General features: G+C 69.5%; 14 protein-coding genes. 6 read left to right on the forward strand and 8 right to left on the reverse strand.

Annotation, left to right across the window (positions count from 1 at the left end):
* Nucleotides 1-121 precede the first annotated feature (121 nt).
* Nucleotides 122-340, forward strand: coding sequence for a hypothetical protein (locus AC3EO7_RS23190; protein WP_435592372.1), 219 nt, complete (start codon nucleotides 122-124; stop codon nucleotides 338-340).
* Nucleotides 341-1,002: 662 nt separating this feature from the next.
* Here the strand turns inward: AC3EO7_RS23190 and AC3EO7_RS23195 are convergent.
* On the reverse strand, nucleotides 1,003-1,893 hold the full coding sequence (locus AC3EO7_RS23195) for an alpha/beta fold hydrolase (protein WP_435592373.1): 891 nt from the start codon (nucleotides 1,891-1,893) through the stop codon (nucleotides 1,003-1,005).
* Nucleotides 1,894-1,998: 105 nt separating this feature from the next.
* On the opposite strand from AC3EO7_RS23195, the gene AC3EO7_RS23200 reads away from it, so the two are divergent.
* Complete coding sequence (locus AC3EO7_RS23200) at nucleotides 1,999-2,685, forward strand: winged helix-turn-helix transcriptional regulator (protein ID WP_435592374.1); 687 nt, start codon at nucleotides 1,999-2,001, stop codon at nucleotides 2,683-2,685.
* Nucleotides 2,686-3,282: 597 nt separating this feature from the next.
* Nucleotides 3,283-3,795 carry a M15 family metallopeptidase gene (locus AC3EO7_RS23205; RefSeq protein ID WP_435592375.1) on the forward strand — a complete coding sequence of 171 codons (513 nt, stop codon included), beginning with the start codon at nucleotides 3,283-3,285 and terminating at the stop codon, nucleotides 3,793-3,795.
* Between the two features lie 854 nt (nucleotides 3,796-4,649).
* Here the strand turns inward: AC3EO7_RS23205 and AC3EO7_RS23210 are convergent.
* The 6 genes from AC3EO7_RS23210 to AC3EO7_RS23235 form a co-directional block, all read right to left on the reverse strand.
* Nucleotides 4,650-4,919: a DUF2283 domain-containing protein gene (locus AC3EO7_RS23210; protein WP_431968710.1), complete on the reverse strand. Its 270-nt coding sequence runs from the start codon at nucleotides 4,917-4,919 to the stop codon at nucleotides 4,650-4,652.
* Between the two features lie 64 nt (nucleotides 4,920-4,983).
* Entirely contained in the window at nucleotides 4,984-6,345 is a 1,362-nt protein-coding gene (locus AC3EO7_RS23215; RefSeq protein ID WP_435592376.1) for an MFS transporter, read from the reverse strand.
* Between the two features lie 10 nt (nucleotides 6,346-6,355).
* Nucleotides 6,356-10,567 carry a TIGR02680 family protein gene (locus AC3EO7_RS23220; RefSeq protein ID WP_435592377.1) on the reverse strand — a complete coding sequence of 1,404 codons (4,212 nt, stop codon included), beginning with the start codon at nucleotides 10,565-10,567 and terminating at the stop codon, nucleotides 6,356-6,358.
* Between the two features lie 2 nt (nucleotides 10,568-10,569).
* The gene (locus tag AC3EO7_RS23225) at nucleotides 10,570-11,982 is read right to left on the reverse strand and encodes a TIGR02678 family protein (RefSeq protein ID WP_435592424.1); all 1,413 of its coding nucleotides are present in this window, start codon (nucleotides 11,980-11,982) and stop codon (nucleotides 10,570-10,572) included.
* On the reverse strand, nucleotides 11,982-13,604 hold the full coding sequence (locus AC3EO7_RS23230) for a TIGR02677 family protein (RefSeq protein WP_431969096.1): 1,623 nt from the start codon (nucleotides 13,602-13,604) through the stop codon (nucleotides 11,982-11,984). Before AC3EO7_RS23230 ends, AC3EO7_RS23225 begins: the two co-directional genes overlap by 1 nt.
* A 418-nt stretch (nucleotides 13,605-14,022) precedes the next feature.
* The gene (locus AC3EO7_RS23235; RefSeq protein WP_435592378.1) at nucleotides 14,023-15,162 is read right to left on the reverse strand and encodes an NsdA family TPR-like regulatory protein; all 1,140 of its coding nucleotides are present in this window, start codon (nucleotides 15,160-15,162) and stop codon (nucleotides 14,023-14,025) included.
* Nucleotides 15,163-15,488: 326 nt separating this feature from the next.
* Between AC3EO7_RS23235 and AC3EO7_RS23240 the strand changes: the two genes are divergently transcribed.
* The gene (locus AC3EO7_RS23240; protein WP_431968702.1) at nucleotides 15,489-15,818 is read left to right on the forward strand and encodes a hypothetical protein; all 330 of its coding nucleotides are present in this window, start codon (nucleotides 15,489-15,491) and stop codon (nucleotides 15,816-15,818) included.
* Nucleotides 15,819-15,903: 85 nt separating this feature from the next.
* Here the strand turns inward: AC3EO7_RS23240 and AC3EO7_RS23245 are convergent, their stop codons facing one another.
* Nucleotides 15,904-16,788 (reverse strand): PAC2 family protein, encoded by an 885-nt coding sequence (locus tag AC3EO7_RS23245; protein ID WP_068069147.1) that lies wholly within the window; start codon nucleotides 16,786-16,788, stop codon nucleotides 15,904-15,906.
* 324 nt (nucleotides 16,789-17,112) lie between these two features.
* Between AC3EO7_RS23245 and metH the strand changes: the two genes are divergently transcribed.
* Nucleotides 17,113-20,709: a methionine synthase gene (metH, locus tag AC3EO7_RS23250; protein WP_435592379.1), complete on the forward strand. Its 3,597-nt coding sequence runs from the start codon at nucleotides 17,113-17,115 to the stop codon at nucleotides 20,707-20,709.
* A 460-nt stretch (nucleotides 20,710-21,169) separates the two neighbouring features.
* Nucleotides 21,170-22,852, forward strand: a complete 1,683-nt coding sequence (locus tag AC3EO7_RS23255; RefSeq protein ID WP_435592380.1) for a serine/threonine-protein kinase — start codon at nucleotides 21,170-21,172, stop codon at nucleotides 22,850-22,852.
* Nucleotides 22,853-22,888 lie beyond the last annotated feature (36 nt).

The raw sequence follows: 22,888 nt of genomic DNA on the forward strand, positions 1-22,888 counted from the left end.
ATTGGTTGTTTGCTGCGCTGGGGCCGTTTGTCGGCTTCGGCGCTTTTCTTTTCTCCGAGTTCGGGTTGTACTCCCGCGAGCGAAAAGGGCTCGCAGCTGGGATGATTCGGACAAAACGCTCGTGATCGACGCCGGGGGTAAGGTCGGGCCGATGTGGGCGATCGTGTCGACCTGGGTGCCGGATTCCGACGGAGGCTTCGGTGAGGTGATCACCGAGACCTGTGAATCCGTCAGCGTGCGAGATGTCCTGCTGGATACGGACATTCCGGTCCGCGTCGGCGACCGTGTCCGATTGGAGTACGCCGACGGCGAGCTGGTGCGTGTCGTCCGGGCGCGGTAGGGGATTGGTAGCAGGCTCGCTCCCAGTGTGATCCACAGCACTGGATAACTATGTGGACAGCGATCTTTCCTGTGGATATCGGGATTGCCAGGCATGTGCACTCGGGATCCGATGCGGCGATCTGGGGCCGGGATGTAGCCGTAAGCTATCACCGCTGGTTATCCACATGCCTGTGGATTCGGGGGATGGATGGAGTCTTCGCCGGGCATCTCTCCACAGGTGATCCACACGAAATCCCTGGTGCCTGACGGCAACTTGCACGCGCTGCCAGTTTCGGGGTCGATGGTGGCGGCGGGCCCGCGCACTTTGTCCGGGTCCCCGGATGCGCTCGAAGGGACCGTCCAGTCTCTGGTTGCCCAGCCACCCTTTCGCTACCGAGCGGAGAGAAATGGATTCGCCGGGAGAGAAAGAGTGGCTGAACGTGGTTGTCGGACAACCATTTCTCTCCCGTCGATCTGTGCGGTGTCTTCTGCTCGGTGTAGGGGTCGAAGTGCGCAGGCCGCCTGCCGGGTGGGCGCAAAGCTACTGGTGAGAGCCTCGGCTCGGAATGCTGCAGGCCTCGCCCACGGGCACTGGCGTGACGAGTGCTTATCCTCGCAGTGAGTGTCGATGAGGTCTGGTGTCCGCGGCGAGGCATGCGAGGGCTGCTGACAGAGTCGGATCTATCCGAAGAAGGTCAGCAGCCGCGTGGTCAGCCATTCCGGTTGTTCCTCTGGCGCGAAATGACCACAGTCCGGGATCGTTTCGAGCCGCATGGCGTCGGTGTAATCCCGGTAGCTGTGTGGAATTCCTTCCGAGAGCGGATCCTGGGCGCCGTTGAGGTGCAGCGTCGGCACTTGCAGTCGAAGCAGGCGATAATGCTGCAGGAAGTGTGGGACTTCGTGCAGCACCACGTTGCGGTTGAACTCAGCTGTTGCCGTGTACGCGGCGGGGGTGCGCATACGCTGCTGGTATACCTCGATTTCGTCCGCACCGAATCGGCCGCGGTGCCGCCATGCGTGCAGGCTTCGTTTGGTCAGCCAATCCTGCAGGCGACGCGAATTGCCTCGCGACGCGAGAAGGTACACATGCCAGGGGCGTAGGAACACCGCGGGCCGAATGCCGTCGGCGGTCCACGGATGGACCCCTGCCATTGCGACGAACTGCTCGAAGCGGTCGGGCCAGTTCAGGCATGCGCGATAGCCGACCACGAGTCCCCAGTCTCGTCCGACGATCCGAGCCCGACGCACCTTCAGGTGATCCATCAGATCGATCAGATCTCGCGCCAAGCGTTCGAAGGTGTATCCGCGGGCTCGCCCCTCCGACCAGCCCAGCCCGCGAAGGTCGGGGCAGATGACGCGGTATCGCTGGGCCAGCGGGCCGAGCAAGTGACGCCATTCCCACCAGTGCTGCGGCCACCCGTGCAGCAGAATCAGCGGTTCGCCCGCGCCGGCCTCGGCGTAGTGGATGCGAAGACCGTCGATCTGCACGAAACGGTGTTGAACATCTGCCCCGCTGTCGGACGACAGCGTTTGCAGTACAAGGGTTTCCGGGTCCGTCAGTGGCGTCGTCACAGTGTCTCCTGTCGTCGTCACGGTGTCTCCTGCGGCGGTGCCTCGACAGTACTATATGATTTTAAAGTAGACACTAGATGGTTTTAAATCTGGAGGAACCTGGCGATGACACGGCGCTCCTACAACCAGTACTGCGGGCTGTCTCGCAGCCTCGACCTTGTGGGCGAGCGCTGGACACTGCTGATCGTGCGCGAGCTGATGTCCGGGCCGAAGCGCTACTCCGATCTGGTCGACACGCTCGACGGCATCGGCACCAACCTGCTCGCCAGCCGCGTCAAACAGCTCGACAACGACGGACTGATCACCCGAAAACAACTACCGCCCCCTGCCGCCTCTCAGGTCTACGAACTGACACCGGCAGGCCGTGAACTTGCTGCCGCCCTTGTCCCGCTCGCCGTGTGGGGGTTACGCCATAGGTTCGACGAACCGCGGCGTGGCGACGAGAACTACCGCGCGGAGTGGACACTGGTGTTCTTGGCGGCATTGATCGACCCGGCCGCCACCACAGGTGTGCGGGCGGTTTTCCAGTTTTGGATCGACGATTCCCCCGCTGCACTGTCCATCGACAACGGCCGAGTGGTGGTGACTCCGGGGGAAGCCGACGACACCGATGTCGTGGTGACCACCGACCTGCGAACGCTGGCCGACTTAGCTACCCGCGACCTGGATCCCGACCTGACCAAGGCGGCAGAATGTCTCATGATCGACGGCGACGCGACTGTCGCGCAACTTCTGCTCGAGCTGCTGACCGAGCGCGACGGCCGATCGCACGCTCGCGCGGTGTGCTGCTGAGTATTCGCGAGGGTGGCTCAATGCCTCTCGTGGACAACCAATTTCTCCCGTCGATCTTCGGCTTTCTTGCTGGAGAGGTGGTGTGGCGGACGGGGTGCGGTGGGTGGCATTGCCGACCGGGCGATGGGGGTGCGTTGACTGTGGCTGCCGGGTTGGCCGGGGCGCGAGCCTTGGTTTCCGATTGGGGCGCAGGCCGCCTTGGGCGGGATCGTGGTGCGCTAGCCGCATCCCGGGTGAGGTGGTGGTGTGCAAGTCGGCCCGAGCGGTAGCGGTGCGCTGGCTGTCGTGGTCCGTTGGAAGCGAGGGCGGTGGTCCGCGTGCGGCACGGGTTGTGGCCGAGGAGTTGGCTGCTGCTCGGTAGGTGGTGCGGCGGCTGGCTGCCGGTGGTGATGGCCAGGCTGCATTGTCGAGCGGGGCTCAGGTGGTTCTCTGGATGTGGACGCCGGGGTCTGCGGCCGGGCAGCTGTCGCGTCCGAATAGCACTGGATTGTGACGGTGTAGCGGCCAGTTTGCCGCGGATCGATGCTGGTTGGGATGGGTCGCCTGGTGATCATCGGTTGGGGGAGTGGGCGATTGGGCGTCGTTAGGATGGCGCCCATGTTGGTGAGGAATGCGGGCTTCGGGAAGCGGATGGCGGTTGGGGTGCTGGCGGTGGCCGCGATCGGCGCCGCGGGTGCGCCGCAGTCGCTCGCTACGCCGAGCGACGAGCGGGAGGTCTTGGTTTTGGCCACCGCCACCGAAGGGCTCGATCCGGCGCTCGCGGTGGCGTACTCGTTCGCCGAGGATGCGGCGCATTCGGAAGGCGTTCCGATCTGGATCAACTCCGGATACCGCAGCTACGCCGAACAACAAGCCCTGTGGGAAGACGGCATCGCCACCTACGGCAGCCCCGAGGAGGCGCGCCGCTGGGTGCTGCCGCCCGAGGAATCCACCCACGTCGCAGGTCAGGCCATCGACGTCGGCCCGCAACCGGGCGCGCAATGGCTCGAACAGAACGGAAACCGCTGGGGCCTCTGCCGCACCTACACCAACGAATGGTGGCACTTCGAGTTGGCCACCATCCCCGGCGCCGCCTGCCCGCCCCTCCGTCCGGACGCCAGCGAACGCTGATCGACGCTGTCGGTCATCAGCCCGCGCATGGCGAAAGCAGGCGGCGGTATGCGTGCTCGGCACAGCTGGACAGCTTCCGGTCACCACCGGCGCATGGGCGAAGCGCGGGCCCGCGGTGCGCCTGGCATACCGCGGGCCGAGTCGGTCGGTAGGCCCCGTGTGCCGGAAGAGCAGGCCGAAGTATGCCGGGTTGGCGTCAGCGGAACTACGTCCGTCGACGACAAGTTCGGCGGGAGCAACCGAGGTGCGCCTGATCGCTGCTGTCCGACGATGCCGGTCGTCGGTCCGTCCACGGCCGACGCCCGGGCGAGGTGCGCCTGGTTGCGTTTGCGGGACAGTGCCGGTCGTCGGCCCGCGCATGGCGGGATTGGGCGTGGTATGGCTGGTTGGCGTTGCTGGGCTTGGTCGTGCGCCCGCGCATGGCCGAGAGCGAGGCGAAGGGTGCGTCAGATCGGTGCTATTGGACGGGCTTTGGTCCGCTTGGGGCGGGACCGGAGGCCGATGTATGTCGCGGGCTGCCGTAGCTGGACGGGATCCGTCCACCACCTGTTCATGGCCGGAGCAGCTCGAGGTGCGCCTGATCGCTGCTGTCCGACGATGCCGGTCGTCGGCCCGCCCACGGCCGGAGCGCGGAGAGGTGGGCCTGGTTGCGCTGCGGGAGGGTATCGATCGTCGGCCTGGAAAGGGCTGCGGCGCAGCGATGTCTACCCGTTCGATGCCAGCGGAGTTCGTCCATCGTACGGCCGGAGCGGCGGCGAAGACGGGCGCGTCCAGGGCACGCCGGTGGGGAGGGGGTCGTCGGCCCGCGCCTGGCCGAGATCAGGCTGTGGGTACGCCGGGATCGAGGCGGCGGCTCACGAGCGCGACGGCGGGCTCGGGGCCCGGCCGAGGACTTCCGTCGGGACCAGGCGTTGGGCGCCGAGGACCTCGATGCCGAGCAGGGTGCCGGAGGAGCTGAAGTCGAGGACTACGGTGCCGCCCTCGACCGGGGTGACGACCTGGCGGGTCGCCTCGCCCGGGGCTATCTCGTCGGCGATGGTGAAGTAGGCGGCGTCGGCGGCCGGGTCGTAGGTCATGTGCATGTCCGGGTCCTCCATCGGGTCGCCGGGGCCGTGAGCACTCAACGGTAACTCCGAAACGGTCGCGCCGCCGAGTCGCGAGCCGTAATGAGGACGGCCGGACAGCGCCTCAGCGCACCGGCACAGGTTCGGTCGCCTCGATCCGTCGGCCGGTGCGTCCCGCTCGCCGCGGCAGCACCCAGAACAGCGCGAACGTGCTGATCAGGCTGATCGCGCACACCGCGACGATGTACCAGGCGACCGGGGCCGACCCGGAGCCCGCCGACCCCGATCCCGATCCCATCGACCACAGCGCCGTCGCGATGAGCGGCGCGAGCCCGCCGCCGAGAATCACGGAGATCTGAACGATGAGCGAGGTCCCCGAGTACCGCACCGCGGGAGGGAACAACTCGGCGATGATGATGCCGCCCACGCTGTGGCTGATCGGCAGGACCACGCCCATCCCGAGCAGCGCGAGGAAGACCACGACTCGGTTGCCGGTGTTCAACAGCGGGAAGTAGACCGCGCACCACGCCAGCAGCGCCGCGGTGCCCGCGAGGAAGACCCGCGCGGTACCGATCCGATCACCGAGCGCGCCCCACAGCGGCATCGTGGCGCACCAGACGATCGCGGCCACGATGACGCCCGACAGCAGGAAATCCCTGCTGAACCCGAGCTCCTTGGCGCCGTAGGTGAGCGTGAAGACCATGAAGATGTACACCACGGCCGAGGTCGCGACCGCCGCGCACAGGATCAGCGCCAGTCGCGGCGCTCCGACGCGCAGCGCGTCGCGCAGCGGAAACGCCGATACCTCCCCGCGCCGCACCAGTCCCGAGTACTCCTCGGATTTGGTGACGCGCAGCCGCACCACCAGGCCGACCGCCACGAGAATCACGCTGAACAGGAACGGAATCCGCCATCCCCAGGACTGGAACGCCGCATCGGGCAGCAGCGCGCTCACGCCGAGGAACATCGCGTTGGCCAGGATCAACCCGGCGGGCGTTCCCATCTGCGGGAAGCTCGCGTACCGGTTGAGCCGCCCGGGCGGTGCATGCTCGATGGACAGCACCGTCGCGCCCGCGCCCTCGCCGCCGAGCCCGACGCCTTGCACGAGCCGCAGCACGACCAGCAGCACCGGCGCCCAGAATCCGATGCTCGCGTAGGTGGGCAGCACACCGATCAGCGTCGAGCTGACGCCCATGACGATCAGCGACACCACCAGCGTGGTGCGCCGCCCGAACCGATCGCCGAAGTGCCCGAACAGCAGCCCGCCGATCGGGCGCGCGCCGAACCCGACCGCGAAAGTGCTGAAGGCCGCGAGGGTGCCAGCGGCCGGGCTCAGCGAGGGGAAGAACTGCTTACCGAAGATCAGCGCCGACGCCGTGCCGTACAGCATGAAGTCGTACCACTCGAGCGTCGTGCCGATCAGGGTGGCCGCGGCGACCCGGCGCGGGGCGGACACGGCGGTCGAGCGGGGTGGAACCGAGGTCACTGCAATCCATTCAGCCGACGGGCGCGGGTGCGCCCGGCATGTCGTCGAGGGTGAGCCCGCCTTCGATGGTGGCTGGCACCCGGCGGCGGTTGGGGGAGCCGAGCGCGGTGGTCAGATCGGCGCCGTCGTGTTCGGCGAGCAGATCGCCGCTGTCCCACACCAGCAGCGTCGCGCTCACCGTGTTCTCGGCGGTGGAGTGTGCCAGGTCGTAGTGGGCGCAGCCGGGCACGTGCGGGTAGGTGATCCACAGGTCGTAGCCGGTCATGAACAGATCGAGGTCGAATTGCACGCTCAGGCCCAGCAATTCGCTGCGGCCGTTGTCGTCGACGCCCGCGAACGCCTCGTCCAGCGCGAGCAGGCGCGGCGCCTGCGGATCGGCGGAGTCGAGCATGACGTGCGCGGCCGCGAACAGCGGCAGGTGCAGCGACACCGACTGCTCACCGCCGGAGAGCGCACTGTGCCTGGCCACGGTCAGCTTGTCCTCGCTGCCGTCGCCGGAGATGAGGGTGAACGAGAACACCCGCCAGGTGCGGTAGTCCAGGGTGGCGGCGAGGATCTCGGGGTAGGAGCGTTCGGGGTGCGCGGCGCGCGCGGCGCGGATCTCGGCGGCGAAGTGCGAGCGGATCGCGGCCAGGTCCTCGGAGCCGAGGGTGGTGGCGTCGCGGTCGAGCAGTTTGCACATCGCCCTCGCGGCGTCGGACAGGTTGTCGGCGAGCACCCAGTGCACGCCGATGGTGTTGCCCGAGGACATCCGCCGCTTCTTCATCTCCGCGCCCATCTTGGCGATGAGTTCGCGTGCGTCGCTGGTGCGTTCGTGGATCTGCTGGGCGAGGCCGGTGAGCAGCGCGTCCTCCAGGATGCGGCGCTCGGCGTCGGTGAGCAGCAGTTCCTGGTCGTGCCTTGCTTGGTCGATGCGTCCGGCGAAGTCGGCGAGCGCGGCGATCCCGTTCTCGTCCTGCACCTGCACCACGGTGAGCCCGTCGGCCGCGTCCCACTGCAAGCGGTAGTCGCGGCCCGAGGCTGCCAGCGCGGCGTCGAACTCCTGGAGGGCCGCGGTCACCGCGCTGCGGGTGGACTTGCGTGCCGCCTCGCCCGCGCGCACCGCGGCGGTGGCCGCGGTGAGGCCGTCGAAGAGCTCGGCGACCTCCTCGGGCAGCACCCGCGGTTCGTGTTCCGGCCCCGCCTGGGTGATCCGGTAGAGCAGCTGTTCCGATGTCGACCAGGCCGCATCGCTGCTCGGCCACCGGCACTCCGGCGACGCGCCCAGCAGCGACAGCAGATCCGGCTGGGCATAGGGCGCAAGGCTTTTCACGTCGGTGAGCACCTCGGTGAGTGCCGTGCCCAGCGACTCGTGTGCGGTGCGGAAGGCCGCCTCCGCGTCACCCACCGCCTCGATCGCCTCGTTGGCGGCCTTGCGCGCGGCCTTCTGTTCGGCCCTCGTCGCCTCGATGCGCTGCCTGGCCAGGTCGAGTTCGCGGTCGATGTCCGCCGCGCCCGCGCCGAGCGCCTCGCGCAGCGTCTCCAGTTTGCGCAGCTGTTCCTGATAGCCGGCTTGGGCGGCCTCGGCCTCCTCGGCGAACGCCTCCGCCAGGTCGCGCGCCTCGTCGTAGCGGTCGGCGCCCTCGCGTTCGCGTTCGCGTTCCCGGTCGTGGTCGGCGCGCAGCCGGAGCAGCCCGGTGCCGGTGTTCTCGAAATGCCGGATGGCGGCGGCCAGCGCGTCCAGTTCGCGCGATTCGCGCGGCGCACGGTGCGCGACGGCGGCGGCCCGCAACTTCTTCTCGATGGCCGCGACCTCGGTGACGGCCTGGTCCAGATCCTTCTCGGCCTGCGCGGCGGCCTCCGAGCGGGACCGCATGACGCCCGCGGTCTCCGACACCGAACGCAGTGCGGCGGTGACCGCGGCCGGACGCGGAAGGGCCTTGGCGGCGGCCGTGATCCGAGCCAGTTCCGCGTCGGCCGCGTCGGCCTCCGCCGTGGCGACGCGCTGAACCTCCGCGGCCGCGTCCCGCTGGGACGTCAACTCGGCGAGCCGCAGTTCGCGGCGACGGGCGCGGGCGGTCGCGCCGATGAATTCGGCGTCGGGCTTGTGGTGCCTGCCCGCTTGCACGCCCTGCCGGAACCCGCCCGCGCCGCTGATCGCCACGCCCGCGGCGGCGTCGAGTTCGTCGAGCAGCGCGATCGAGGCGAGCACGTCGGAGACGACCCGTCGCGGCACGGTCAGACCCTCGGCGTCGTCCTCGATCACGAGCACGTCCGCCAGGGTGCGTCCGGTCGGCCGGGCGGAGGGCGGCAGCGGAACCAAGAACTGGTCGCTGCGATAGCCGGTGGGTAGTTCGTCCTCGGCGCACACCCAGGCGTCGAGCAGCCCAGCGGCGTGCAGTGCCGCCTCGACACCGGCGGCGGTCTCTGGCGTCACGTCGTCGCCGAAGCGGACCAGCCGCCAGAGCGGAGCGCCGGAGCGCCCGGTCCGGTCGTCGGTGCGTGTCGCGGTGCTGGGCGGCGCGTCGTCGCGCCGCGCGCCGACCCGGTCGCGTTCGGCCCCGAGCTCGGCGATCTGTTCGGCCGCCGCCGCGGCGCGCGCCTTCGCCGCCAGCCTGCGGTCGCGCAACTCGTCGAGCAGCGGTTCGGCGCGTTCGGCCAGCACCTCCGCCACGCCCGCCGCGTCGTCGGAGCCGACCTTGGCCAGCGCCGCGTCGAGCGCGTCGAACAGTCCGCCGCCGAGCGGGGCGTAGCACTCGCGGTGCCCTTCCCACCAGGCGCGCAGCGCCGCCGCGGCCTCGGTGCGGGCCAGCGTCACCGCCGCCTCGGCGTGCGCCGCCTCGGCGGCGGCCGCCTCGCGCGACCCCACCGCGCGCTCGGCCAGCCGTTCCGCCCTGGCCCGCTCGGCAGCCGCGGAATCCATGAGCAGCAACGCTTTACGCACCGCGCGCACATCGGCGTCGCGCTCTTCGGCGCGGGCCCGCACGGTCGCGGTGAGCTGATCGCCGCGCGCGTCGTCGGACAACGCGGTCCAGGCGATGCCCGCCTCCTCGGCGGCGGCGCGCAGCTCGTCCTCGCCGCGGGACAGCGCGGCTGCGGCCTGCTGCACCGCGGCGCGCGCCCGCTCGGCCTCCTCGGCCCGCTGGTCGAGGGTCTGGCGGGCCTTGAGCGCCTTGTCGCGGTGCACCGCCGCGGAGGTCTCCAGCCTGCGCACCGCGTCGGCCAGGTCGTCGAGTTGCTGTTTGCCCTCGTAAGCGCTGGAGCGTTGCAGGGTCTCGCGGTCGGTGAGGGCCTGTTCGTAGGCGCGGTCGGCGTCGTCGGCGCGGGCCTCGGCGGCGGTGCGCTCGGCCTCGCGGCGCTCGCGCAGCGCGGTCGCGGCGAACAGCGCGGTGCTGGCGTGGGTGACCGCGTCCAAGCGGGCGCGTACCTGGTCGACATCGGTCTTGGCCTGCACCGCAAGGTATTTCCGGTACACGCCGACGAAGGCGCGGGTGGCGGTGTCGGCGTGCACCAGGCCCTCGAGGGTGCGCCCGACCTCTTCCATATCGCTGAAGGAGCGGGCCGCGTCCAGGATCAGCTGTTCGTCCAGCGGGCGTAGACCGTCGGTGAGCGCCTGGGAGAGCCCGCGCGGGTCGAGGTTCTTGGCGAGCTGTGGGCGGCGCAGCGTCAGAATGAGATTGATGAGCTGGTCGTAGCGCTGCGCGCCGAGCCCGAACATGCGGGCGTCGATGGCGGCCCGGTATTCGACCGGCCGGTCCACGATGGAGTCGGTGCCGATCTGCTCGGCCAGCTGTTTGCGGGTGAACGGGCGGTCGTCGGGACCGATGAGGGAGAAGTCGACGCCCACCCGTCCGTCGGCGACGAAGTACCAGCGCGTGACCTTGTCCGAGGAGCGGGTGGCGCGCATGCCGATCCCCACGGTGACCACCTCGGGGTCGTCCCACTTCCCGCGCGCGAACTCCATCCAGACATAGGAGTAGGCCGATTCTTGCTTGCGGTACAGCAGATTCGACTTCATCGTGCGCTCTTCGCCCGCGAACGGGTTGAGCCTGCGCGGTTCGATGCGGCCGTCGAGCACGAACGGGAACAGCACCTCGAGCGCCTTGGTCTTGCCCGAGCCGTTCGGTCCGCGCAGCACCAGCCTGCCGTCGGCGAAGCAGAACTCCTGGTCTCGGTAGTCCCACAGGTTGACGATTCCGGCGCGGGTCGGGAGGAAACGCACTCCGCCGTGAATGACCGACATGTTCAGATCCCTTCCGTACCGGTGCTTGCGGCCCCGACCGTGTCGGCGGCGGTGACGAACAGTTCCGCGGCGCGCTTGGTGCGCACGGTGACCACCGCACCCCGATAGCGCGCCAGGGCGGGCAGCACGAGCAACCCGTCCTCGAGCGGCTGGACCAGCCGCAGCCGCGCGAGCAGCGCGCTGACCTGCGCGGTGAGGCCGGGCACGTCGGCCTGCCACTGCGCGGCGAAGGTGACGCCGTAGCGATCGGTGAGCGCCTGCACGGTGTCGCGCACCCAGTCGGCCGCGACGAACGGATAGGTCGCCCCTGGTTCGGTCTCGTCCTCGTCCTCCGCCGAATCCGCCTCGGCCGCTTCGGTTCCGGTGAACGGGTGATCAGCCATCGGCGCGAACAGTGTGGATTCGGGGATGGCGTCGTCGAGCCGATCGGCCAGCGCCACACCGGGATCGGCGGCGCGCGGGCGGTGGGGGAGCGGGTGATCGATGTCGAGGACCACATCGGCGATCTCGCCGACCAACAGCAGCGCCACCTGGGCGAGCGTGCCGGTGCCGGGAAAGCGGACATCGGACAGCCGCCCCGAGGTGTCGATGAGCGCGACGCCCTCGGCCCTGCGTTCGGCGCGCAGGCCGGTGAACAGCTCGACATCGGCGACCGTCCGGTCCTGCGCAAGCACCGGACGCTCCTCGGGCATCAGGTCCTCGGAGTACACCACCGGCCGCTCCACCAGCGCTCGGCGCACCCGGCGGGCGATCTCGCCGGCCGCCGCTGCGGGCTGCCCGGCGGTGACGGCGGGATCCTCGGCCAGCAGGCCGCGCACGCTGTGCAGATGCTGCAGGGCGCGCGGCGGCCGGAACAGTGCGAACACTACCGGCCGGTCGATGTCGTAGAGCGCCTCGCCCGCCTCGGGATCGGCGGCCCAACCGCCCGCGTCGCCGTCGGCGAGTGCGAGCGCGCCGCGGGCGGCCAGCCAGCCGACCGCGTCGACGAAGGCGTCGCGGTCGGCCGCGCGATCCGGCGCCAGCTCGAGCCCGTCGATCCTGGCCGTGTACGCCGCGACCTGATCCGCGAGCTCCGAGAGCGTGATCTGATCGCCCGCGCGGCCGAGCGCGGCCAGCGCCAGCGCGAGGTAGGCGTAGCGGCGGCGGTCGAAGACGCGGTCGTTCACGGTGCGGGCGGGTTTGCCGCCGTCGAGCCGATCGATCACGGGATAGACCCGCGCCGTGGTCTCGGTGACCTCGAGCCGGTAACCGAACAGTTCGGCGAGATCCTCGCGGAGTTCGGTGGCCCACCGGCGAATCAGCGGCAGCGCGATCCGGTCCGGATAGGTGCGGGTGACCAGGTGGTTGGCCAGGATCACCCTGGCGGCGCGCTGGTAGTTGTCCAGTGCGAGCGCGTCGATGCGCCGGGCGTGGATCATGCTCCGCCCCTTGCTGTTTCGGCATCGGACACATTCTCGGTGGCCTTCCCGCGCCCTGCGTTCCCGCCTCGGGACCTGGTCGCGCGGACGTCGAGCTTGCGGTTGTTCAGGTGCAGCAGCCCGCGCGAGGTCCTGACCACGGTCGGCCCCGGATGTTCGGAGACCGTCAGGGTGACGCCGCTCTCCGAACCCGTGGTGCCGCCGACCCGCCCGCTGACCGGCACCCACGCGGTGGAAGCGGCGTCGAGTAGCCGTAGCAGCACCTCGGTTTCGCGCTCGTCGAGCACCCGTTCGTGAACGTCCGCGGCGGCCAAGGACTGCGCCGCCTCCGCCCTGGCTCGCTGCGCCGCCAGCTGGGCCTCGCGCAAACGGCGAATCCCCGCGTCGTTGCGCTGGATTCGACTCGGCGCACCCGCCGAGGGCGGCCGCCCGGTCTCGGCCAGGGTGCGCGAGATCTCCAGCGGCGGCGCCTCCCACCACGACCGCGTCGCGGGCACGATATCGGCGTCCGGATGCTCCATGGCGATGTGGCGCGGCCTGCCGAGCCCGAACACCGCGTCGAACAGCGCGTGCGCGCTGTCCGCGGTGGGCGCGGCGGTGAACCAGCCCGCGAGGTGGCGCAGCGCCGACTCCCGGCTCACCCCGCCGCGGCGCGTCTCGGTGACCCGCCGCAGCAGCGACAGCACGGCCGCGATCGCGCTCATGGTGGCCTCGCGCAGCCGGTCCGCCTCCGTGGACTCGCCCTCGGCGTCCGAGGTGACGAACCAGGTGCGCAGACCTTGCCAACGGGCGTGCCAATCCGCCTCGCGTTCGGCGGCGCTCAACAGCACCCGCTCGTCGCAGCTCGCGGCGCGGGCGATGAGGTCGTCGACGCCGGTCTCCTCGATCTCGCCGATGGCGGCGGCCAGCCGGGGCGCGAAACGTGCCAGGTCCATGCTGAACTCGCGCATGTGCGCGAGCAGCGCGTCCTTGTGCGCGAGAAAGGATTCCGGGGTGATCTCGGTGGTGCGCACCAAATCGCCGAGCGACAGATAGAAATGGGCGGCGCGCGCGGCCATATCGGACAGCGCCGCGTCCAGCCTGCGCAGCGTGCGATAGACGCGCTCGGCGTCGCCCGCCCGATTCGCCACGGCGAGGGTGTGCAGGTCGGCGAGTAGTTCCGGCAGCACGAGCCGCGAGAGCGACGCCTCGTCCAGCCGCGCCTCCAGTACGCCGGCCACCGCGCGATAGGCCTGGAACCCGGCCTGCGAGAACTGGTAGACGTAGTGCCGGTTGCGGTATTCGGCCAGCGTCGCCGCGCGGGTGCCGTCGTAGCTGCGTTCCAGCACGCCCCACTGGTGCAGCTGGTCGAGCAGCGGGCCGATCTCCGCGGCGCTCAGCGGCGCGGCGTCGCTGCGCCGGAACAGACCGGGCTGCGCCTCGGCCGGACCGGATGCCGTCGGGTCCGGCGAAGGTCCGCTCTCCGCGACCCGTGCGCGTCCGCCGTTGCGGCGAGTCCAGTCCGCCACATCGTCGGCGTGCAGCAGCACCACGTAGGCGGCCCGCGCGCTGTCGAAAGCGCGCAGCACCCAGAGGTAATCGGCGCGCTTCTCCGCCGTCGCGAAAGAGAACAGTCGCAGCCGCTCGTCCCACAGTGCGGCGGAGCCGTGCTGATCACCCAATGCGGTGGTGCCGGGTTGATCGCCCGGTGCGGTGGTGCCGGGTTGATCGCCCGGTGCGGTGGTGCCGGGTCGATCGCCCGGTGCGGTGGTGCCGTGCTGATCGCCTTGCGTGGCGGAGCCGTGCTGATCATCCAATGCGGTAGCGCCGGGCTGATCGCCTTGCGTGGCGGTGCCGGGCTGATCACCCTGCGCGGCGGTGCCGGGTCGATCACCCAGTGCGGTCGCGCCGGGCTGATCGCCCGCGGGCGGGCCGTCGTCGGAGTCGGTCACCGGGAACAGGGTAGTAGCGGGCCGGTCGCCGCCGGCAAGACCGACCCCTGTTCGGCGTGGCTGCGTCCGCTGTCCCGCGGTTCGCCCACGCCCGGACGCGGGCCGCTCACTCGGTGGACAGCGCGCGCAGTTGCTCGAGATAACAGCGCGTGCGCGGATCGCCCGGATAGCGTTCGATGATCTCGCGGGCCACCTCGCCCGCGATCCACATCAGCGAAGGCAGCGAGCGGCGCTTCCCCGAGAAGGCGCGCATCCCTTCGGCCAGCGCGAGTTCCAGATCGCGTCCGCGCACCGCCACGACGGCCAGCGTCAGGTGCGCCTCGGACACGCGCATCGGGTTACGCACCGTGCCGTCGGCCCGGGTGGAGTTCCGGATGACTTCGCGGGCAAAGGATTCCGCGGGCCGATCCTCGCCCGCCACGCGGCAGCAGTCCATCGCGTAGAAGTCGAACTTCTGCGGGTCGACCACGAAATGGTTGTCCAGGTTCGCCGGATGGTCGAGTCGCTCCAGGATCGCTCGGCCCTTGCCCAGCGCCCGCTCCACCTCGGCGCGATCGCCGAGTCGTGCCCACGCCTTGGCCCGCTGGGCGGCCAGTTGCACACCGACCCCGAGATGGCAACTGTCCTCTAGCGCACTGTTGGCGGCTTCCACAGCACCCCGATAGTTACCTTGGGTCAGCGCGAACCACGCCGCCATTTCCGCGGCCCAGCCGAGGATCTCGAGATGGTCGGCCTCCTTGCCGAGCGACCACGCAGCACGCCGGGTGGCCTCCGCCGAAGTACGGCGGCCGAGGTCGTAGTCCACGCAGCCGACGAGCAGCGCGACCCAGCCCGCGAGCACCAGGATCTCCCGGTGCTGGGCCAGCGTCAGCCGCCCGTCGAGCAGCGAGGTGATCCGCCGCAGCCACGACGTGCCCTCGGCGTGCAACGCATGCGGATCGGCGTAAGGGTATTCGCAGCACAGGCGCTCGGCGGTGATCCGGATGGCGTCCAGCGTCGCCGCGGAGACGTCCGACATGCGCAGCCTGCCGATGAACTCCAAAGTGTCCATCCCCGTTGCGGAAAGCAGCTCGTCGTCCCGATTCGGCCTGGCCTTGGGGAAGAACGCCGCGGTGACGGTGTCGAAGGCGGCGGCGATGATCGGCGCGTAGAAGTCGTCGGGTCGCGACTCGCCCGACTCCCAACGCCGCCAATTGCGTAGCAGCGTGCTGTCTGTCGGCAGATTGTGCGATGACTTCGCGCGCATCACGCGGACGGCGTCTGCCTGTGACCACCCCCTCGCATCGCGCTCGGAACGCATCCGGACTGCCCAGACGGGTCGATCGTCTCCAGCGGCCACGGTTGTAGTATCGCACCAGTTAACGTCTGGTGGCCCGGATAGGGCATCTAGATGTCAGCGGGTTGACACCTGCATTCGCAGTTTGGCGTCAGCGATCCTGAAGTGGGAGCGGTCAGGTTTGCCGGATTTGCAAATGTAAGTGCAGATGCAAGATCCGGGATCGCCCTCGTCGCAGTACCCTGCACGGGAAGATCCAAACAAGAGAACAGCGGCCCTATCCAACGGAGGTTCGGGTGGAAGCGTTGATCTATGGATACTTGCGTGATGATCTGGCCGACGGCCACAGCGATGAGCTCGAGCGCGCGATGAGCACGTTCGCCCGAGCCGAAGGGCTTTGCTTCGCCGCAACATTCCATGAATCGACAGCGGGCGACGGTACGGCGTTCGCCGAGCTGACGCAGGAACTCAAGCGGGCCGACGCGCACCACGTGGTGGTGCCGTCACTCGATCACTTTGCCGGCCAGACGATTCCGCGAGACATCCTGATCGCGAAACTGGCCCACGAGGCCGCGGCCCAGGTCTGGGCCGTCGAGGAGGTGAACGCGCCGCCCTCCGTGGCGTGAACCACCGACCCCAGGCGCGGCGAGCAACACCTCGACACGGTGTTGCTCGCGCCGGGACCGGACCCGCGCAGCCGCGACCGGACGGTCACAGCCCGAAACTACCCGGACCCCTTCTGCGTAGATACTTTTCGAACTCCGCCGCGATCGCGTCACCATCGATCTTCGCCATCGCGTCGTTCAAATCGACTGCCGCGTCACCGCGTTCCTCGAGCGAACGCACATACTCGGTGATCTCCTCGTCGCCCACGGTCATCTCGTTCACCGCGGCCTCCCAATCCTCGGCCTGCTTGGGCAGCTCACCCAGCGGCACCTCGATGTCGAGCACATCCTCCACCCGATGCAGCAACGCGATCGTCGCCTTCGGATTCGGCGGCTGCGACACGTAGTGCGGCACCGCCGCCCAGAACGACACCGCGGGCACGCCCGCCTTCACACACTGATCCTGCAACACACCGGTGATGCCGGTCGGGCCCTCGTAGCGGGTCTGCTCCAGATTGAAGCGCTCGGCCGCCTCCTTGCTGTACGCGGAACCGGTCACCGGAACGGGCCTGGTGTGCGGGGTGTCGGCGAGCAACGCGCCCAAGATCACCACGGTCTGTACGCCGAGCTGTTCGATGAACTCCAGCAGATCCCCGCAGAAACTGCGCCACCGCATATTCGGTTCGATCCCGCGCAGCAACACCACATCCCGGTCGCTGCCCGGTGGCGAGCACACCGAAAGCATGGTGGCGGGCCACTGGATCTCCCTGGTCACGCCGTCGACCTGACGGACCGTCGGCCGATTCACCTGATAGTCGTAGTAGTCCTCGGAATCGAGTTCGGCCAGCGGCTCGGCATCCCAGATCAGTTCCAGATGCTCGACGGCGCCGCTCGCCGCGTCACCGGCGTCGTTCCAGCCCTCGAAGGCGGCAACCAGCACCGGATCCCGCAACGTCGGCAGTTCCGAATCGGAAGTTTCACTGGGGTTCACCCGGTCAGCCTACGGGTTGCGCCCGCATGGTGCTGTATCTATTGCGCGCTGGCGCGCGCGTGTTCGCGGCCCCCTGTTGTCTCGCGTCCGAGCCCTCGCGACTCGCGCCTGCGGCGCCTGCGTCGCGAGGGCTCGGACGCGAGACGGGCCGCGAACGGGCTCGTAAGACTCGCCCTCGGGGTGGCTGGGAGTGCGGGATGTCGGGGTTCGGGATTTCGGTGTACCGATTCTGGGGGTGGTCGGGGATGTGGCGCCGCACACGCTCGCCGTGAACATTCGCAGGCTGTTGGTTACCAGTCGTACCGGGCCTTTACGCTTGTACACATGTCTGTGTCCCGCTCCGCCGTGTTCGATACCACGCTTCTCGACACGCTCCGTCGGCGTGTAGTCATCGGTGACGGCGCTATGGGCACGATGTTGCAGGCCGCGGATCTGACCCTGGACGATTTCCGCGGGTTGGAAGGTTGTAACGAGATCCTCAACGAAACCCGGCCCGACGTGCTGCGCGACATCCATCGCGCGTACTTCGAGGCGGGTGCCGACGCGGTCGAGACCAACACCTTCGGCTGCAATCTGCCGAACCTCGCCGACTACGACATCGCCGACCGGATTCGTGATCTGTCCGAGCGCGGCACCCGGCTGGCCCGCGAGGTGGCCGACGAGATGGGGCCGAGCGAGGACGGCACGCCGCGGTATGTGCTCGGTTCGATGGGGCCGGGCACCAAGCTGCCGACGCTGGGGCACGCCCCGTACACGATCTTGCGTGACGCCTACACCGAGTCGGCGCTCGGCATGCTCGAGGGCGGCGCGGACGCGATCCTGATCGAGACCTGCCAAGACCTGTTGCAGGTGAAAGCCGCGGTGACGGGCAGCAGGCGGGCGATGGAACGGGCCGGCCGGCGGATTCCGATCATCACCCACGTCACCGTGGAGACCACCGGCACGATGCTGGTCGGCAGTGAGATCGGCGCGGCGTTGACGGCGATCGAGCCGCTCGGCATCGACATGATCGGCCTGAACTGCGCGACCGGTCCGGACGAGATGAGCGAGCATCTGCGGCATCTGTCGCGGCACGCGCGGGTGCCGGTCTCGGTGATGCCGAACGCGGGCCTGCCGGTGCTCGGCGCCAACGGCGCGGAGTATCCGCTGACGCCGGAGGAGCTGGCGGTCGCGCTGCGCGGTTTCGTCTCCGAGTTCGGTCTGGCGCTGGTGGGCGGCTGCTGCGGCACCACGCCGGAGCACATCCGCCAGGTGCGCGATGCGGTGCGCGAGGTCGAGCCCGCGTTGCCGCCGATCACCGAGCGCCGTGCCCCGGCGCACGAGCCGAGCGTGTCGAGCATGTACACCTCGGTGCCGTTCGAACAGGACGCCTCGGTGCTGATGATCGGCGAGCGCACGAATGCCAACGGCTCCAAGGCTTTCCGCGAGGCCATGCTGGCCGAGGACTGGCAGAAGTGCCTGGACATCGCCAAGGACCAGACCCGCGACGGCGCGCACATGCTCGACCTGTGCGTCGACTACGTCGGCCGCGACGGCACCAAGGACATGGAGGCGCTGGCCTCGCGCCTGGCGACCGCGTCGACCTTGCCGATCATGCTGGACTCCACCGAAGCCCCGGTGCTGCAGGCTGGGCTCGAGCACCTGGGCGGCCGGTGCGCGGTCAACTCGGTGAACTACGAGGACGGCGCGGGACCGGAATCCCGGTTCCAGCAGACCATGCGGCTGGTGGCCGAGCACGGCGCCGCGGTGGTCGCGTTGACCATCGATGAGGAGGGGCAGGCCCGCACCGCCGAGAAGAAGGTCGAGATCGCCGAGCGCCTGATCGCCGACATCACCGGCAACTGGGGCCTGGTCGAGTCCGACATCATCATCGACACCCTGACCTTCACCCTCGGCACCGGTCAGGAGGAGTCGCGCCGCGACGGGCTGGAGACCATCGAGGCGATCCGGGAACTCAAGCGCAGGCACCCGCAGGTGCAGACGACCCTGGGCCTCTCCAATATCTCCTTCGGCTTGAACCCGGCCGCGCGGCAGGTGCTGAACTCGGTGTTCATGCACGAATGCGTGCAGGCGGGCCTGGACTCGGCGATCGTGCACGCCTCCAAGATCCTGCCGATGAGCCGGATCCCGGACGAACAGCGCGAGACCGCGCTCGACCTGGTCTACGACCGCCGTACCCCGGACTACGACCCGCTGCAGAAGCTGATGGCGTTGTTCGAGGGCGTCTCGACGTCGTCGTCGAAGGCCTCGCGCGCCGAGGAGCTGGCCGCGCTGCCGCTGTTCGAACGGCTCGAGCGCCGCATCGTCGACGGCGAGAAGGCCGGTATGGAGGCCGACCTGGACGCGGCCATGGCCGAGGTGCCGCCGCTGCAGATCATCAACGAGACGTTGCTGGCAGGCATGAAGACCGTCGGCGAGCTCTTCGGCTCCGGACAGATGCAGCTGCCGTTCGTGCTGCAGTCGGCCGAGGTGATGAAGTCCGCGGTCGCGTACCTGGAACCCCACATGGAGGCCACCGACGACTCCGGCAAGGGCCGCATCGTGCTGGCCACCGTCAAGGGCGACGTGCACGACATCGGCAAGAACCTCGTCGACATCATCCTGTCGAACAACGGCTACGAGGTGGTCAACCTCGGCATCAAGCAGCCGATCGCGACCATCCTCGACGCCGCGATGGACAAGAAGGCCGACGTGATCGGCATGTCCGGACTGCTGGTGAAGTCGACCGTGGTCATGAAGGAGAACCTGGAGGAGCTCAACGCCAGGGGCGTGGCCGACCAGTTCCCCGTGCTGCTCGGCGGCGCCGCGCTGACCCGTGCCTACGTGGAGAACGACCTGACCGAGGTGTACGAGGGCGACGTGCACTACGCCCGCGACGCCTTCGAAGGCCTGCGGTTGATGGACGACATCATGACCCGCAAGCGCGGCGGCGGACTCGACCCGGACAGCCCCGAGGCCGTCGCCGAGCGCGAGAAGGCCGCCGAGCGCAAGGCCCGCCACGAACGTTCCAAGCGGATCGCCGCGCAGCGCAAGGCCGCCGAGATCCCCGTCGAGGTGCCCGCCCGCTCGGACGTTGCCGCCGACCTGCCGGTGCCGGTGCCGCCGTTCTGGGGCACTCGCGTGGTCAAAGGCCTTGCGCTGCACGAATATTCGGGACTGCTCGACGAGCGGGCGCTGTTCCTCGGCCAGTGGGGTCTGCGCGGCCAGCGCGGCGGTGACGGGCCCTCCTACGAGGAATTGGTGGAGTCCGAGGGCAGGCCGCGGCTGCGCGCCTGGCTGGACCGGCTGTCCACCGAGGGCGTCCTGCAGCACGCGGCCGTGGTCTACGGCTACTTCCCCGCCGTGTCGGAAGGCGACGACGTCGTCGTGCTCACCGAGCCGGATCCCGATGCGCCGCAGCGCTATCGATTCACCTTCCCGCGCCAGCAGCGCGACCGGTTCCTGTGCATCGCCGACTTCCTGCGCTCGCGCGACGACGCCAAGGCCACCGGTCAGGTGGATGTGCTGCCGTTCCAGCTGGTGACGATGGGTCAGCCCATCGCCGACTTCGCCAACGAGCTGTTCGCCGCCGACAACTACCGCGATTACCTCGAGGTGCACGGCATCGGCGTCCAGCTCACCGAGGCACTCGCCGAATACTGGCACCGCCGCGTCCGCGAGGAACTGGTGCTGGACGGGCATTCGGTGGCCGAATCCGACCCCGACGACGTGCTGGACTACTTCAAGCTCGGCTATCGCGGCGCGCGCTACTCCTTCGGCTACGGCGCCTGCCCGGAGCTGGAGGACCGCGCCAAGCTGGTCGACCTGCTCGAAGCCGACCGCATCGGCGTCGTCCTGTCGGAGGAACTCCAGCTGCATCCCGAACAGTCCACCGACGCGTTCGTCCTGCTGCACCCCGAGGCGAAGTACTTCAACGCCTGATTCGTCCGGCGAGAACGGCGGCTCCGCGCTGTGTGGAGCCGCCGTTCCGCTGTGAGCGGCGCACACGGCTCGGGGAGATGTGACGGTACTCACCGCGATGAGCGGAGGGCCGCCATCGCCCGGCCCCTGCCATGGGCCCTGACCTGCTGAGACGTGCGGAAGCGCGGGTCACCGCACGGGTGTCGCCGAAGTATCTGTTACCTGCGGGTACGCTTGATGTTTCGAGGCGACCTGGGTATTCGACTGCCCGGTCCGCGGTATCGGGTCACGCGGCTGGATGTCTGTCGGGTCCGTATGCCATTGTCGAAGAGTTGCAACTGCATCCGGAGCAGTCGGCGGATGTTGTTCGTCTCGCTGCTGACGGGTGCAAAACACTTCGGAGCGTATGGGTTTCGCGGGAAACTCGCCGAGCGCACCGGAGTGCTGGACGGCTCGGCGCATAGCAGGAGGGGCACGACCCATGACGGCGGATCGGTTGATCGCTGGACGGTATCGGCTGACGGATCCGATCGGCACCGGCGCGATGGGTGTGGTGTGGCGGGCGACCGACGTGCGGTTACGCCGCACGGTGGCGGTGAAACAGCTGCTACTCGGGCCCGGGCTCTCCAAGGCGCAGGCGCTGGAGTCGAAACTGCGCGCGATGCGTGAGGGGCGGATCGCCGCGCGGCTGCACCACCCGAACGCGATCACCGTCTTCGACGTCGCCGAAGAGGACGGCCAGCCGTGGCTGGTCATGGAATACATGAACGCGCCGAGCTTGGCCGTCAAGCTGTCCGGTCAGCGCACCCTGTCGCCGATCGAGGTGGCCAAGATCGGCGCGCAGGCCGCCGCCGCGCTGGCCGCCGCGCACGACGCGGGCATCATGCACCGCGACGTGAAACCCGCCAACCTGTTGGTCGCCGACAACGGCACCGTGAAGATCACCGACTTCGGCATCTCGCGCGCGGTCGGCGACGTGACCGTCACCGCCACCGGATTCCTCGCGGGCACCCCCGCGTACCTCGCGCCGGAAGTGGCGCGCGGCGAGAACCCGGAACCGGCGTCCGATGTCTTCGCCCTCGGCTCCACGCTCTACGCCGCGGTGGAGGGCGCGCCGCCGTTCGGCGAGGGCGACAACCCGCTGGCGGTGCTGCACGCCGTCGCGCGGGCCGATGTGCCGCAACCGCGGCAGGCGGACGGACTCGGACCGGTGCTGATGCACCTGCTCGCCGCGAGCATCGACGCGCGCCCGAACATGCGCGAGGCGCAGGAGGCGCTGGAAGCCGTTGCGGCGGGCCGGGTTCCGGCGCTGGCCGCGGCGCCGGTGGCGACCAAGGTGCTCCCTGCGCCCGGCGCGGACGCGACCACCGTGCTCGCCACGTCCGCCGCCACCGCGAGCACCGCGAACGCCTCCGACGCCACCGAATTCGTGCCGACGGCGGCGCTGGCCTCGGCGCCGCCACGCGGGCCGTCCGGCGGCGGTACGCTGCCCGGCGCGACCACGGGTGGCGGGCCGAACAAGCAGATCCTCGCCCTCGCGGCCGCCGCGGTGGTCGTACTCGTCGTGATCGTGGTGGCGTTCGCCCTCTCCGGCGGGGACCGAGGCGGTTCGGACGGTCCCACCGCCGCTCCGCCGCCCGGCACCGGTGAGCCGGTGCAGCCCCCGACGGACGGGGGCGGGCAGCCGACCCAGGAGCCCCAGGCTCAGGTCCCCACCGCCGCGCAGCCGACCGGAGCCCCGACTTCCGCACCGCCGAGCGCATCCCCGTCCGCGACACCGTCGATCAGCCCGTCGGGGTCGCCGAGCAGCACGACGCGTCCGCCGACGACCACGATCACCACGACGCCGTTCGGCCCGCCGACGCCGGACCGGATCGCCCAGTTCATCCAGGGCTACTACGGCATGCTGCCGGGCAACGTGTCCGGCGCGTGGACGCAGCTCGCACCGGGCTACCAGGCCCAGACCGGCGGCTACAACTCCTACGCCGCGTTCTGGTCGACCATCCGCTCGGTCCAGGTCAACGGGATCACCCCACGCGGCGACGACGGCGCCACCGTCGCGCTGACCTACGTGAAGACCAACGGCTCGGTCGATCGGGAGAACCGCTGGATCCAGGTTCGCCAGGACGGCGGCAGGTTGGTCATCACCGCCTCCGGAGTGTGACGCTCCGCCTGTCGGGGGACTCTCGCCCCAGCGCCG

Source organism: Nocardia sp. bgisy118 (genome assembly GCF_057708605.1).

What these genes read in the sequence shown, in the direction of transcription:
- metH (WP_435592379.1), top strand. Translation starts at nt 17,113, where the DNA reads ATGTCTGTGTCCCGCTCCGCCGTGTTCGATACCACGCTTCTCGACACG.
- AC3EO7_RS23205 (WP_435592375.1), top strand. Translation starts at nt 3,283, where the DNA reads ATGTTGGTGAGGAATGCGGGCTTCGGGAAGCGGATGGCGGTTGGGGTG.
- AC3EO7_RS23200 (WP_435592374.1), top strand. Translation starts at nt 1,999, where the DNA reads ATGACACGGCGCTCCTACAACCAGTACTGCGGGCTGTCTCGCAGCCTC.
- AC3EO7_RS23255 (WP_435592380.1), top strand. Translation starts at nt 21,170, where the DNA reads ATGACGGCGGATCGGTTGATCGCTGGACGGTATCGGCTGACGGATCCG.
- AC3EO7_RS23235 (WP_435592378.1), bottom strand. Translation starts at nt 15,162, where the DNA reads ATGCGCGCGAAGTCATCGCACAATCTGCCGACAGACAGCACGCTGCTA.
- AC3EO7_RS23220 (WP_435592377.1), bottom strand. Translation starts at nt 10,567, where the DNA reads ATGTCGGTCATTCACGGCGGAGTGCGTTTCCTCCCGACCCGCGCCGGA.